The organism is Streptomyces platensis (assembly GCF_008704855.1).
Classification (GTDB): domain Bacteria; phylum Actinomycetota; class Actinomycetes; order Streptomycetales; family Streptomycetaceae; genus Streptomyces; species Streptomyces platensis.
This window is the reverse complement of sequence record NZ_CP023691.1, coordinates 7,551,891-7,564,762: the sequence shown is the minus strand read 5'-3', so window position 1 is coordinate 7,564,762 and position 12,872 is coordinate 7,551,891. Positions and strand designations below refer to the sequence as shown.

The window sequence follows — 12,872 nt, the reverse complement described above, 5'->3', positions numbered from 1 at the left end:
TGACGAGGTGCGGAGTTCAGTGCTCGGGCAGCGAATCGACGGAGGCGGCTGCGGCACGCTCGCGGGCGGTCGGGGACAATGCGACAAAGGCCGCTGTGAGGAAGAGAAATGAACCGAGGGCGACGGCCAGCGGAAAGACGAATTCCATTGCGGTAACGCCGGTCAACGGCGCCCGGCTGGGCGTCAATTCGATGCGTACGGCAGCCATTCCGGTGTAGTGCATGCTGCTGACCGCAAGCCCCATGACGAGGGAGGCGAGGACCGCGCCCATGGTGCCCCGCACGGTGAGCGCGGCCCACAGGGCGGCGGTGGCGGCGCCGGCGGCGATGACGACCGAGAGCGCGACCAGCCCCGGGTCGAAGGCGACGTGCCCGTGCAGTCGCATCGCCACCATGCCCAGGTAGTGCATGGCGGCCACGCCGACACCGGTGCCCAGGCCGCCGAGCAGCAGCGAGCGCAGTCCGGGGGGACCGTAGCCGACCGTGAAGACCCCGGCGCCGACGACCACCATGGCGATCAGCAGGCTGAGGACGGTCAGCGGGACGTCGTAGTGGACCGGGCTGCCGGTGACCCCGAAGCCGAGCATGGCGATGAAGTGCATGGTCCAGATGCCGGAGCCGATGGCGACGGAGGCGGTCAGCAGCCAATTACGGCGTGACCGGCCGTCGGCCGCCCGCGCCCTTACCGTGCAGCGCAGCCCGAGGGCGGATCCCACGCATGCCATGGCATAGGCGAGGACCGGAGATATCCAGCCCGCGCTGAAGTGGTGCAGGTGGCCCACGGAGTTTCCTTTCGCGTATTCGGTTCGCGGCGACGGACGCTAACACGTGATCGTCTTGTGAAACTCGGACACCGGCGCCGAGGGATTCCGGCGGGATTATCGAGTTCCTGACGCACCGTTTCGCTACCGGCGGGTTCCGTGAGCCCACTTCCGGGTATATGTCCATCATTGCCCGGGCGCCCGAGAGTTCTGATTGCACGTCAATTCCGGGTGAATGCCGCCCGGCTCATTTCAGCAATGAGATCGGCAATGAGAAAGGTCACGCAGCGCGCGACCGGCATGCCCGCACAAGCCCCGCCATGCCCTCTTAAAGGGCGGCAGGGGCGCCATATGGGGCATCGCGAAGACTCCACACGATGCGAACACGCGAACGCGGGAGCGAGTGTTCGCCGGTAAGCAGATCGAAGAGGGAAGGCCTTCAATTGACTCGCAGCGACGAGCCATGATGACGGGGCGCGAGCGACGTGCTGCAGACCGTCACCGCGCCTCCGGTCGATATCCCCTGCTGGTCCGGAGAGTTGAGTCCCGCGACTTCAAGGAGAAGAATCCCCATGGACATCCTCACGCACCTGGTGGCCAACATCCTGCACTTCTTGGGTTGGCTGGTCTGATAGACCTCACCCCCCCAAGGCGCCGCCCGTCCCTGTCCCGGGACGGGCGGCGCCTTCGTGTCCGCCGGCTACTTCTCCAGCTCCTGCCGTGCCGTCTCCGGCAGCGTCAGATAGACGAGGAACGACACCAGGCAGAGCGCGGCCACGTACCAGGGGAAGAGGTCGGCGTGGCCGGCCTGCTTGAACCAGGTGCCGACGTACGGAGCGGTGCCGCCGAAGAGGGCGACGGTGAGCGAGTAGGGGAAACCGATGCCGGCGGCGCGTACCCGCGCGGGGAACACCTCGGCGTTCACGGCCGCGGCGACCGAGGTGTATCCGGTGAGCAGCACCATGCCCGCGCACTGCACCAGCAGGAGCGAGACGAACGAGTCGGTGACCAGGTGCAGCAGCGGCACGGCCAGGACGGCGAAGCCCAGGGAGAAGCCGAGCAGCAGCGGTTTGCGGCCGATGCGGTCCGAGAGCAGTCCGCCGAGTGGCTGGAGCAGGGCGAAGAAGATGAGCGAGAGGGTTCCGACGGTGAGCGCCTCACCTTTGTCGAAGCCCGCGTTGACCTGCGCGTAGGTGGGCAGGTAGGTGGTCCAGGTGTAGTAGGCGATGGTGCCGCCGGCGGTGATACCGCAGATCAGCAGCGACTGGCGGGGGTGGCGGCGCAGCGCCTCGAAGAGGCCGGGGCGATCGGCCGCCCGCCGCTCGACCGGGGTCTCCCCTGCTCGATCAGCGTGGAGAGCTTGGGGAAGGGTCTCCTGGGCGCCGCGCCGGATCCACAGTCCCAGCAGGCTCAGCAGCGCGCCGATCAGGAACGCCACCCGCCAGCCCCACTCCCCCATCTGCTGCTCGGTGAGCAGCGCGGCGAGCAGCGCCGCGGTTGCGGACGCCAGCAGCTGGCCGGCGGTGGTGGACACGTACTGGAAGCTGGAGAACAGCCCGCGCCGGCCGGGCCCCGCCGATTCGACGAGGAAGGTCGTGGAGGCGGCGAACTCCCCGCCCACCGAAAGGCCTTGGACCAGGCGGGCGAGAACCAGCACGAGCGGGGCGAGGACTCCGGTGGCCGTATAGGTGGGGGTGAGCGCGACCAGCAGACTGCCGCCGCCCATCAGCAGGATGGTGAGGGTCAGTGCGGTCCGCCGGCCGTGGCGGTCGGCGATCGCGCCCATCACCAGTCCGCCGACCGGCCGCATGAAGAACCCGACCGCGAAAACCGCGAAGGTCGAGAGCAGCGGGACCAGGGAGTTGCCGGCGCCCTTCGGGAAGACCTGCTCGGCGAAGTAGACCGCGAGGAAGGAGTACGCGTACCAGTCGTACCACTCGACGGCGTTGCCGATGGAGGCGGCGGCCAGCTGCCGCAGCCGCGACGGGGGACGGACGCTGTCGGGCGTCCGGTCCTTGGCCAGGTGTTCGGCGTTCGACATGGTCCTCCGCTCCCGGCTCTTCTCCCCGGCCTCTGCGGCTGGGGCAGGATGAGCCGTCAGGTGATCATGTACCAGGAAAGCGGGGATGGTCCAGGGTCGCGAGCGGACCGAGTACGGGGGCCATCTGCGCCCCGCGCCCGTGCAGGGGGACCGCCACCACGATCACGGTCCGAACTCCGTTAGGAGCGGCCGCCCTTACGCTGCTGAATTGCGGAACATGTGTGACCGAATTCCGTTTTGATGAACCATCAGCCGAGACGCCGCAGAAGAAGCGGTCCGGCGGCCGAACCGAACGGAGGGAGCCCCCGATGTGGGGGCTCCCTCCGTACGCGTTCAGGCTCGGGCCCGTCAGAGCTTTCCGCCGATCTCGCACGCCTGGCACGGCGGGCGGCCGCAGGTGCACTGCATGATGGCTTCCAGCACCTCACGGTCGTGGTAGAGGCACTCGTCCCGGCAGGTGTGGCGCGGGATGAATCCGGCCGGGATTTCGCCGGGCCAGGGCTCATGGCCGTCGCGGCAGCGGAGGAAGCGCTCGGGGTCGTTGGCGTGCAGGTCGTGCATGTTCGACCGGGCCTCGTCCTCCAGCTCCCGTACCCGCTCCACCAGGCTCCTGAGCTCGGCGGCGAGACCGGAGTACCGGTCGGAACCGGTCCGCACATGGGCGGAGCGCAGCGCCATGGCCGCGTTGCCCAGAAATCTGCCGGCATCCTGCAGGTCGGTCACGTGATGCATCTGAATGCCGTTCACGCCTCGCACCCACACGGCGTCCGTGCTGCTCACTGATCCACCTTCCCGGATTTCACCTTGGTTTTCTTGCGAAACAGTATGCGCGGCGCCGATGCCTTCGCATATGGAAAAATCATTCTTTTATGGACGCTAAAGGTCTCGCCTCGCGCCCGTCCAGGAATTTCGGCGTGAGTCCGCTCACAGCAAGTGGTGGATCTTCGGGAATTTCTCCAAGATTGCTGGATCTTTCAAGGGCCCGGAAGAATCTTCCAGCTTCCGGTGTTTTTGCCGTCCGCCGTGGCCACCGTCTGTCACCCGGCGACCGTGTACGAGCGCGCTCCCGCCCCGGCGAGACCGCCCCCGTCGACGATCAGGTACTCCGGGCGGATGGGCCGCCCGTCGAGCCAGTGCTCCAGGATCTCCCGGGTGCCGGCGGAGTAGCGGGCCTGCGCCGACAGCGTCGTACCGGATACGTGCGGGGTCATCGCCTCGTACGGCATGGTGCGCCAGGGATGGTCGGGCGGTGGCGGCTGCGGATACCAGACGTCACCGGCGTAGCCGGCCAGCCGGCCGCTGTTGAGGGCCCGCACCACGGCGTCCCGGCTGACGATCAGGGCGCGTGCGGTGTTGACGATGTAGGAACCGCGCCTCATGGCGCCGATCAGCTCGTCGTCGAAGAGGTTCTGCGTCTGCGGGTGCAGCGGGGTGTGGATCGACAGCACGTCGATCGCGGAGGCCAGCGAACGGGCGTCGGGGTGATAGGTCAGTCCCAGCTCTTCCTCGACCTCCTGGGGCAGCCGGTGCACGTCGCAGTAGTGCAGGGTGACGTCGAACGGCTTGAGGCGGCGCAGCACCGCCTGGCCGATACGGCCGGAGCCGAGCACGCCGACGTCCATGCCTTCGAGGTCGTAGGCGCGCGACGCGCTGTCCGCGATGTTCCAGCCTTCCTTGGCGGTCACCCACTCATGGGAGGGCAGGTAGTTGCGGACCAGGGTGAGGATCTGCATGACGGCGTGCTCGGACACGCTGATGCTGTTGCTGTAGGTCACCTCCGCCACCGTCATGCCGTGCGAGATGGCACTCGGCAGGTCGACGTGGTCCGACCCGATCCCGGCGGTGATCGCGAGTTTGAGGCGGGGAGCCGCGGCGATGCGCTCGGGGGTCAGATAGGCGGGCCAGAAGGGCTGCGAGATCACCACGTCGGAGTCGGGCAGCTCACGGTCCAGTGTGGAGCCCGCCCCTTCCTTGTCGGACGTGACGACGAAGGTGTGGCCCCGCTCCTCCAGGAAGCGGCGCAGTCCCAGTTCTCCCGAGACGCAGCCGAGCAGCTGTCCCGGGGTGAAATCGATGGCTTCCGGGGTCGGCGCGGTCTGACCGCCCGGATAGCCGGTGATGGTGGGAATCTCATCGCGGGCGTAATCGGGGGGATATCCGCCCACGGGGTCCGGATAGAGCACCGCAAGGATCTTTGCCATGGCCGTCCTCCAACGGTGGGGGGCCATTGCTCCGGCAAACCGGCCGGTCGTCTGGAACGGTCGGTGCCGGTGATCGAATTTTAGTCGCGCGGGCATCGGCGCGGCAATCCCCGGTGATAATGGAGGAGCTGTGCCGGTGATTGAGTGATGCGGCTATTTCGATGAGGCCTGCGGCAGGTACTGGGGTGCCCGAGCCGGACGGTGGGCCCATAGGGGCCCGCGAGCCGTTCCGCGCCCGTCTGGGGCGGCGTGTCCTGGCGGTGGTCGCGCTGGGCGGCCTGCTGGGCGGGACGGCGCGCTATGCGCTGGGCCTGGCCTTTCCCGCGCCTGCGGGGACATTCCCGTTGACGACGTTCGCCATCAATGTGTCCGGCTCGTTCCTGCTGGCGCTGCTGCTGGTGTACGTGCTGGAGATCTGGCCGCCGACCCGGTACGTGCGGGCGTTCGCCGGTGTCGGATTCCTCGGCTCGTTCACCACCTTTTCGACCTGGATGGTCGACAGCGACCGCCTTCTGGGCCATGGCCACCCCGCAGCCGCGGCGGTCAATGTCTTCGGCAGTCTCGCCGCCGGCCTGGCCGCCACCGTGCTGGGTCTGGCGGTCGGGCGGCTGGCGCGGGCGCGGCTGGCCCGGAACACCACCGGGCGCGGCCGCGGCCGGCGATACGGCTGGTGGGTACGGTGATCACCCTGCTCGCCGTCGGCGCGGCGGCCGCGGTCGGGGCGGTCGCGCGCTATGTCCTCGACCAGCACGTGCAGTACCGCAACCCGGGGTTGTTCCCGCGCGGGATCTGGCTGGTCAACATCACCGGCTCGTTCGTGCTGGGGCTGCTGGTCGGTCTCGGCGCACGGCACGGACTGCCGCCGCAGGTCGTGACCATCATCGGCGCCGGTTTCTGCGGTGCCTATACGACGTTCTCCACATTCAGTTACGACTTGGTCCACCTGTGCGAGAAAGGGCAGGTGAGACTGTCTCTGCTGTACGCCGGGGCGAGCCTCGCGGTGGGGCTGGCGGCAGCGGCGGAGGGGCTCGCGCTCGGGGCGCTCTGACCGAGGGCGGGCCCGGCCGTCCGCGACTTGACACGTGGAGGGACGAGAAGTCTCCTGGAAGTGACGAAGTGAACTGTGGCGCACGCGTATAGGGGCGCGCGCCGCACACACTCGGGCCGGCCGGCATCCGGAGACTGCTGATGGCCACCTATGAATATCTGTGCAGCCGCTGTGGGCCCTTCGACGTGAAGTTGGCGATCGGAACGGCGCCCCGGACTCATGGCTGCCCTGTCTGCGCAGCCGCCGCGAGACGCGTGTATTCCTCGCCCGGCCTCACGCTGACCCCCGACGGGGTCGCCGCCCTCCATGAACGGGAGGAGCAGGCCCGTGAGGCCCCGGCAGTGGTCTCCGAAGTCCCGGCGGGCAAGAGGGTGCCGAGGCGCCCGCATCCCGCGCTCTCGCAGTTGCCGCGTCCCTGAGGGCGGTGGTCGACCAGGCAGAACATCACAGGCGGGATTCGATGATTCCGTCCCCCACGCGGACTGAGGAGGTGCGTCCCCGTGGGTAACGTGGGACTGCTCTTTGTCGGTGCGGTGCTGTTCATCAACGGAATGCTGTTGCTGGGAAAGGTCGACGGCAAGGCGGCAGCGGTGTTCAACCTTTTCGTAGGTGCACTTCAGGTGCTGACCCCGACCTACCTCATCATTGCCGCCGCCGGTGATCCCATCAAGATCCTGGCGGTGTCCGGCATTTACCTGTTCGGTTTCACCTACCTCTACGTAGGTATCGGACTCCTGGCCGACCTCGACACCACCGGCGTCGGCTACTACTCGTTGTTCGTGGCAGTCGCGGCCCTGGGATACTCGTTCGTCAACTTCCATGTCCTGAAGGACTATCCCTTCGGCGTCATCTGGCTGTACTGGGCATTCCTGTGGTTCCTGTTCTTCCTGCTGCTCGGGCTCAAGTGGGACAGCCTTACCACCTATACGGGCTATGTCACGGCGATCGAGGGCTGGGTCACCGGTGCGATTCCCGCGGGGCTGCTGCTCTCCGGCTACTGGAAACACCCCACCGAAACCGCCATCGCACTCGCGGTCTTCGGCGTGGTGGTGTTCGCCGCCCTGTGGCCGCTCACCCGGAATTCGCGGAAGCCGGCCCCGGCGGCCCCGGAGGCCGGAACTGTGGGCGCACCAACGTGACCGGATCAGAAATGAGGAGCTGTCATGCCCGAAATTCTCTTCAATGTGGACCACAGCAAGTCAATGCGTGACCAGGACGTCCCCGGGCACAACAGGTGGCACCCGGACGTCCCCACTGTCGCCATGGTGAAGCCCGGCGCGGAATTCCGCATGGAGTGCCGCGACTGGACCGACTGCCAGGTAGGCAACAACGACACCGCCAACGACGTACGCGACATCGACCTGACCATCCCTCACATGCTCAGCGGCCCGATAGGCGTGGAAGGCGCCGAACCCGGCGACCTGCTCGTCGTCGACATACTCGACCTCGGCCCCGTGCCGCAGCAGTCCGGGGACGCGGCGGGCCAGGGCTGGGGCTACACCGGCATCTTCGCCAAGGCGAACGGCGGTGGCTTCCTGACCGACTATTTCCCGGACGCCTACAAGGCGATATGGGACTTCCACGGGCAGCAGGCGGTCTCCCGCCACCTCCCCGGAATACGGTTCACCGGGATCACCCACCCCGGGCTGTTCGGAACGGCCCCGTCCGCCGAAATGCTCGCCCGCTGGAACACCCGCGAGAAGGCGCTGATCGACACCGACCCGAACCGGGTCCCGCCGCTCGCCGTGCCGCCGGACAGCACCAACGCGCTCGCCGGGACGGCCACCGGAGACCTCGCCACCCGCATCGCCGCGGAAGGCGCACGCACGGTGCCGGCCCGTGAGAACGGAGGCAACCACGACATCAAGAACTTCACCCGCGGCTCACGGGTCTTCTACCCCGTGTACGTCAAGGACGCCAAGCTCTCGGGCGGCGATCTCCACTTCAGCCAGGGCGACGGAGAGATCACCTTCTGCGGCGCCATCGAGATGGGCGGTTTCATCGACTTCCACGTCGAACTGATCAAGGGCGGCATGGAGACGTACGGCATCACCACCAACCCCGTCTTCATTCCGGGCAACGTCGAGCCGAGGTACACGGAGTTCCTCACCTTCATCGGGGTCTCCGTCGACCACGACACGGACACGAACTACTACCTGGACGCGACGCTGGCCTACCGCCGGGCCTGCCTCAACGCCGTCGAGTACTTCAAGAAGTTCGGCTACAGCGGAGAGCAGGCCTACCTGCTCCTCGGCTCCTCCCCCATAGAGGGACGCATCAGCGGCATCGTCGACATCCCCAACGCCTGCTGCTCGCTGTACGTGCCCACCGCCATGTTCGACTTCGACGTCCGTCCGACCGCCGCCGGCCCGATGAAGGCCGACCGCGGCGAGTGCGCGATGGCCGCGGCCTGAACTCACGCCAGGAAGGGTCCAGGACCCGCCCTGCCGGCCCCCGGCCTGGAGCCGGGGGCCGGGGGCTGGGGGCAGGGGCCGGGAGCCATTGCCGGGTGTGGTGACCGGGAAGGGGGCTGCGACAGGTGTGCGACCCCGCTGTCAGTGGGGATTCCTACACTGATCGGGATGCCCTTCGCACAGGCGGTGCGGGGGCGTGCGCCCGGGGGGAGGGAGCAGCAGATGGTGCTGCGGCAGGACTTACCACCACAGCGTTCCGGTGCGGCCGACCGCGCGCCCGTGGCGGATCCCGGGCCGCCGCCCGAGGCCGCCCCGCGGGTCCTGTCCCCGGCCCGGCTGCTGCCGTGGCTGGCGCGGCTGGGTGTGCCGGCCGCCGCATTCGCCGTGTTCCAGGCGCTGTTGGGGATCCTGCCGCAGAATCTCGCGGGCGAGGCGGCGCGCTACTGCGTGGCGGCGACCGCCGGGGGCGGCGTCGGCGCCGTGGTGTGGCTGGCGGCGGGCCTGCTGCGGGCCCGCGCCGCGGCCGCCTCCGCTGTGCCACCACCCGCCCCCGTGCCCGTGCCCGCGCCCGCCGGGTCGCTGCCGGAGCTGGTGGACGGCACGTACCAGGCGCTCCGGCGCGGTCTCACGGTGATCGAGGTGCCCGGCCGCGGACCGCTCACGGGCTGGCCGCACTCCCTCGCGGAGAGTGAACCGCCGGTGCATCCGACGGCGTTCGGCACCGCGTACGGGCTGCATCTGCTGCTCGACATCGCGCCGTGCGACGGCCGAATACGGGCCGGTGAGGTGGCCGAGACGCTGTGGCGGCTGCGGCTCCCGGGCGGCGGGTGGGCCGCCCGTTCCCAGGGCAGCGGGGCCCGCCCCGAGGTGTCCGCGATCGTGCTGGGTGCGCTGGCGCGGGCCGGTGCCGATCCACGGCTGCTGGAGGCCGAAATACGCTCCTGCGAGGTGCTGTGGGACCCGGACCACGACGCGTCGGGGCTGGCGAACACCTACGTGGTCACCAATGTGCTGCGCGGGCTGCTGCGGGCGGCGCCCGGGGCCGCCGCGCTGGGCGGGCTGCGGGAGGTGCTGGTCAATGGCGCCACGGCCGATCCGGCGCGCGACCACCATCGCTGCTGGGGCGCGGCGCTGGCCACCGGCCACGGCAATCCGGCGCCGTCCGCGGTGCACACCGCGCGGGCCGTGGTGGCGCTGGACCGGGCCGCACGGGTCCTGGGCGAGGACGAGCGGCAGCGTGCGGTGCGCGAGGAGGGGCTGCGCTGGCTGCTGGCCGGCCCGGCGGCGCCTGGGGGCGGCGCGTCCGATCTGCTGAACTGCCAGGAGGAGGTCCGGCGGCCGGTCCAGGAGGATCCGCTGCATCAGGAGCTGCTGTCCGTACGGCACTTCGCGGCCGCGTGGGTGGCCCGTGCGCTGATGACGGACGGTGCCCGGCAGGTGGCGGCCGAGGAGGTGGGGCTACCGGTGTGGGAGGCACGGCTGACCGCTGCCGTGACGCGGGTGCACGGTATGCAGCAGGGCGGGGTGTGGCGATGGGACGACGGGCCCATGGGCCACCCGGTATGGATGGCGTATCAGGGCCTGTCGGTGCTGCGGCGGTACGCCCTGATGGTCTACCGGCCGTGAGCCAGGCCGGGCGCCGAGGGGCGGGGTGCTCTTCCGGGCTTCCGGTTCGGCTCAGGAGCCGTATGCGGCCAGGGGGTTCGGCGAAGGGGAGGCGGAGATGCAGGTCGAGGAGGCCCGGCGGCTGCTGGTGGAAGGGCTGGGCGCGGGGCCGGAGCCGCCGTCGCCCGAGGCGGCGCGCCAGGTGACCGCCGAGCTGGCGCACCCCGGCACGCTCGGTCCGCTGGTGCGCCGATTATCCGTCGGCGATCTGGAGCTCGCGGAGTGCGTCCGGCTGTCGTACCGCCATGTGCTGGGCTTCGACAAGCTGTTGCTGCTGCCCGGCGCGCCCCGGTTCATGCTGCGGATCCATTTCTGGCACGGCGCGGCCGGCGCCGTCTCCGAGGACATCCACAATCACCGCTGTGCGATCGCCTCGGCTGTGGTCCGCGGCCGGGTGCGGATGGAGTGCTACGAGCCGGCCGCGGACGGTGTGCCCGCGGTCGCCTACCGGGAGACCATCGACGGCCCCGGCGGGGCCTGGCGCCTGCGGCGGGTCGGTGAAGCACGGCTGCGGCTGCTGCACACCGAGCAGTACGGCGCCGGGCGGAGCTATGGCCTGGCCGCCCGTACGCTGCACCGGGTGGTGAGCGAGGAGCCGACGGTGACGCTGTTCCTGGAGACCGCACCGCAGCGATCGGTGACCGATGTCTATGTCAGGAGCCGCAGCCGCGTCAGGGACTGCGGCTCCGACAGGGGCGACCGCGGCTCCGTCAGAGACAGCGGCGGTGACGCGGGCCCGACCGGCGGCACCGGCCGGAGCGGCGGCACCGGCCGGACCGGCGAGGTCAGGTACGCAGGCGAGGCCAGGTCCACCGATGAGGTCAGGTCCGGCGGCGCCGAACGCGCGGATCCACCGCCCAAGACTCCGCTGCCGCCGGCCGTCTACCTTGCTGAACTCGGCGCCCTGGCAGCGTCTTTGGGCTATTGAAAGGGGGCAGGCCAGGATGCCCGAAGCGGGCCGTCATGGCGCGGAGCCCGGCGGCGTCCAGCCGGCCGCCGAGCGCCTGGCGGATCACCGTGAGGTTGTATGCGTCCACCCCGGCCTCGGCCAGCTCGGCAGGCCGGACCCAGCGGTGGGCCTGGTCCGGGCTGGGCAGGACGACATCCAGCGTCAGCGGGCGGACGACGAAGTTCTCCTGATGGTTGTGGACGCGGCGGCCCTGGTAGTCGCTGAGGAAGCTGGTCGATCCGGTGTGCGCGACGATGGTGCCGAGCAGCCCGGTCTCTTCCTTCAACTCCCGCAGGGCACCGCTCTCGGCGGTCTCCCCGCGATCGAGCTTCCCGCACGGCACCCCCCAGGCGCCGGGCAGAAATCGCTCGCGGTAACTACGGCGCACGATCAGCACACGGGCGTGGTGCACCACCACCGCCGCGGCCAGATACGTGTCGGCTGCAATCTGGTTCATCGGACTTCTCGCAATCCGAAGAGACGGGCCTCAGGCCCGTGGCGGACGTCCACCGTACCGGCGATGAATCACCGACGGACCGGTTCCGGAGCACCTGACACCCGGGCTTTCCGGCGGAGCGTCGGGGTCCGCCTCCACGGCCGTCCGGCGAAGAAATCCACGCGTACGGAGCGTGCGCACCCGCTCATGATCAACGGGAAGCCGGCCGCCGGCAGCGGGTGTCCGCCCGCCCTTAGAGTGACCTGGTGGACAGCCCAAAGAAACCAAGCTCGCCGCCCGGAAACGAGACCGCCGCCGCCGGGCCCGTCCCGACCAATGTGGTGGGCCTGACCGCGCTGTTCACCGACCCGCTGTGGCGGATACCCGTCCGCCTGAGCCCCGTGGAAGCCGCCCTCCTGCGGACCGAACCGCTACGGCGCCTGCACTTCGTCGCACACGGCGGAGCCTCGACGGTCAGCACCTTGCAGTCGTACTCCAGACTTGAGCACACCCTCGGCGTACTCGCTCTGGTCGCACACTTCCGTCCGGAGGACGAACTACTGCGGGTCGTGGCGCTGTTGCATGACATAGGCCATCTGCCCCTGAGCCACACCTTCGAAGGCGTGGCCGGCCTCGATCATCACGCCATCGGTGTGCAGCTGGTGCAGGCCGACCCGATCCGTCCCGTGCTGGAAGAGCACGGGATCAGCCCCGAGGCCGTCGCCACCGCACTCGGCGGGTCGGCCCGCTCGCCACTCACCAACCGCTCGGGCCTCCTGAATCTCGACCATCTCGACTCCTACGTGCGCAGCGGGCGGGCCGCCGGGCGTCTCGATACCGATCCAGCCGCCCTCCTGGGCCGGCTCGGCCTCGAAGACACCGCGGTGTCGGCCGACCCCGAGACGGCCGCCTCGCTTGTCGACCTCATCTGCGCGGAAGCACGGCTGCACACCTCGTGGGACAACGTGGGTCCGGCCTCGGTGGTCCGCCGCCTGGCCCGCCAACTGCTCGACAGCACACCCCTCGCCCCGGCCCGGCTCGCCCGGATGACAGATCCGCAGCTGTGGACCGCGTTCGACTCCTGCGCCGTCACGCAAGCGGAGAGCACCATGGTCCGCTACGAGCTGCACCAATTGAAGGTCGAGGCCGGATCCGCTCCCCCGGACCGCTCCGGCTGGACCTTCTCGCTACGCAAGATCTACAGCTCCGCGCCGCTGGTGGAGGGGCAACGGATCGAGGTGGCCGCACCCGAGCTGGCGGCTGAGTTGAATGCGCTGCTGGCGTTGCCCACCACCTTCCGCGTCCGGTGGAGCTGACCGCCGGGTCCGGCACGGCAGCATCGGAATGGTCTTCTCGCT

Annotated in this window: 13 protein-coding genes; 8 read left to right on the top strand and 5 right to left on the bottom strand. The window is 69.5% G+C overall.

Annotated features, from left to right (window positions below):
• Window positions 1-16 precede the first annotated feature (16 nt).
• The 4 genes from CP981_RS33385 to CP981_RS33370 form a co-directional block, all read right to left on the bottom strand.
• The gene (locus tag CP981_RS33385; protein ID WP_085924931.1) at window positions 17-781 is read right to left on the bottom strand and encodes an MHYT domain-containing protein; all 765 of its coding nucleotides are present in this window, start codon (window positions 779-781) and stop codon (window positions 17-19) included.
• Between the two features lie 679 nt (window positions 782-1,460).
• A complete protein-coding gene (locus CP981_RS33380; RefSeq protein WP_085924932.1) occupies window positions 1,461-2,801 on the bottom strand; it encodes an MFS transporter in 1,341 nt (446 codons plus the stop codon).
• A 348-nt stretch (window positions 2,802-3,149) separates the two neighbouring features.
• Complete coding sequence (locus CP981_RS33375) at window positions 3,150-3,533, bottom strand: hypothetical protein (RefSeq protein ID WP_085925014.1); 384 nt, start codon at window positions 3,531-3,533, stop codon at window positions 3,150-3,152.
• Between the two features lie 305 nt (window positions 3,534-3,838).
• Entirely contained in the window at window positions 3,839-5,002 is a 1,164-nt protein-coding gene (locus tag CP981_RS33370) for an NAD-dependent formate dehydrogenase (protein ID WP_085924933.1), read from the bottom strand.
• Between the two features lie 185 nt (window positions 5,003-5,187).
• Between CP981_RS33370 and CP981_RS33365 the strand changes: the two genes are divergently transcribed.
• The 7 genes from CP981_RS33365 to CP981_RS33335 all read left to right on the top strand — a co-directional run bounded on the left by CP981_RS33365 (window position 5,188) and on the right by CP981_RS33335 (window position 11,057).
• A complete protein-coding gene (locus tag CP981_RS33365; RefSeq protein ID WP_244329900.1) occupies window positions 5,188-5,685 on the top strand; it encodes a fluoride efflux transporter FluC in 498 nt (165 codons plus the stop codon).
• Window positions 5,682-6,050, top strand: a complete 369-nt coding sequence (gene crcB / locus CP981_RS33360) for a fluoride efflux transporter CrcB (protein ID WP_085925016.1) — start codon at window positions 5,682-5,684, stop codon at window positions 6,048-6,050. The genes CP981_RS33365 and crcB overlap by 4 nt, the downstream gene beginning before the upstream one ends.
• A 140-nt stretch (window positions 6,051-6,190) precedes the next feature.
• Entirely contained in the window at window positions 6,191-6,469 is a 279-nt protein-coding gene (locus CP981_RS39615; RefSeq protein WP_085924934.1) for an FmdB family zinc ribbon protein, read from the top strand.
• An 81-nt stretch (window positions 6,470-6,550) separates the two neighbouring features.
• Window positions 6,551-7,189 carry an AmiS/UreI family transporter gene (locus CP981_RS33350; RefSeq protein WP_085924935.1) on the top strand — a complete coding sequence of 213 codons (639 nt, stop codon included), beginning with the start codon at window positions 6,551-6,553 and terminating at the stop codon, window positions 7,187-7,189.
• Window positions 7,190-7,213: 24 nt separating this feature from the next.
• Window positions 7,214-8,464, top strand: a complete 1,251-nt coding sequence (fmdA, locus tag CP981_RS33345) for a formamidase (RefSeq protein WP_085924936.1) — start codon at window positions 7,214-7,216, stop codon at window positions 8,462-8,464.
• A gap of 168 nt (window positions 8,465-8,632) precedes the next feature.
• Window positions 8,633-10,090 carry a hypothetical protein gene (locus CP981_RS38960; RefSeq protein ID WP_244329899.1) on the top strand — a complete coding sequence of 486 codons (1,458 nt, stop codon included), beginning with the start codon at window positions 8,633-8,635 and terminating at the stop codon, window positions 10,088-10,090.
• Window positions 10,091-10,187: 97 nt separating this feature from the next.
• A complete protein-coding gene (locus CP981_RS33335) occupies window positions 10,188-11,057 on the top strand; it encodes a hypothetical protein (RefSeq protein WP_085924937.1) in 870 nt (289 codons plus the stop codon).
• On the opposite strand, the gene CP981_RS33330 is transcribed toward CP981_RS33335, so the two are convergent.
• Window positions 10,951-11,535, bottom strand: a complete 585-nt coding sequence (locus tag CP981_RS33330; RefSeq protein WP_085924938.1) for an NUDIX hydrolase — start codon at window positions 11,533-11,535, stop codon at window positions 10,951-10,953. The genes CP981_RS33335 and CP981_RS33330 overlap by 107 nt on opposite strands.
• A gap of 245 nt (window positions 11,536-11,780) precedes the next feature.
• Between CP981_RS33330 and CP981_RS33325 the strand changes: the two genes are divergently transcribed.
• A complete protein-coding gene (locus CP981_RS33325) occupies window positions 11,781-12,830 on the top strand; it encodes an HD domain-containing protein (RefSeq protein WP_244329898.1) in 1,050 nt (349 codons plus the stop codon).
• The last annotated feature ends 42 nt before the right edge of the window (window positions 12,831-12,872 follow it).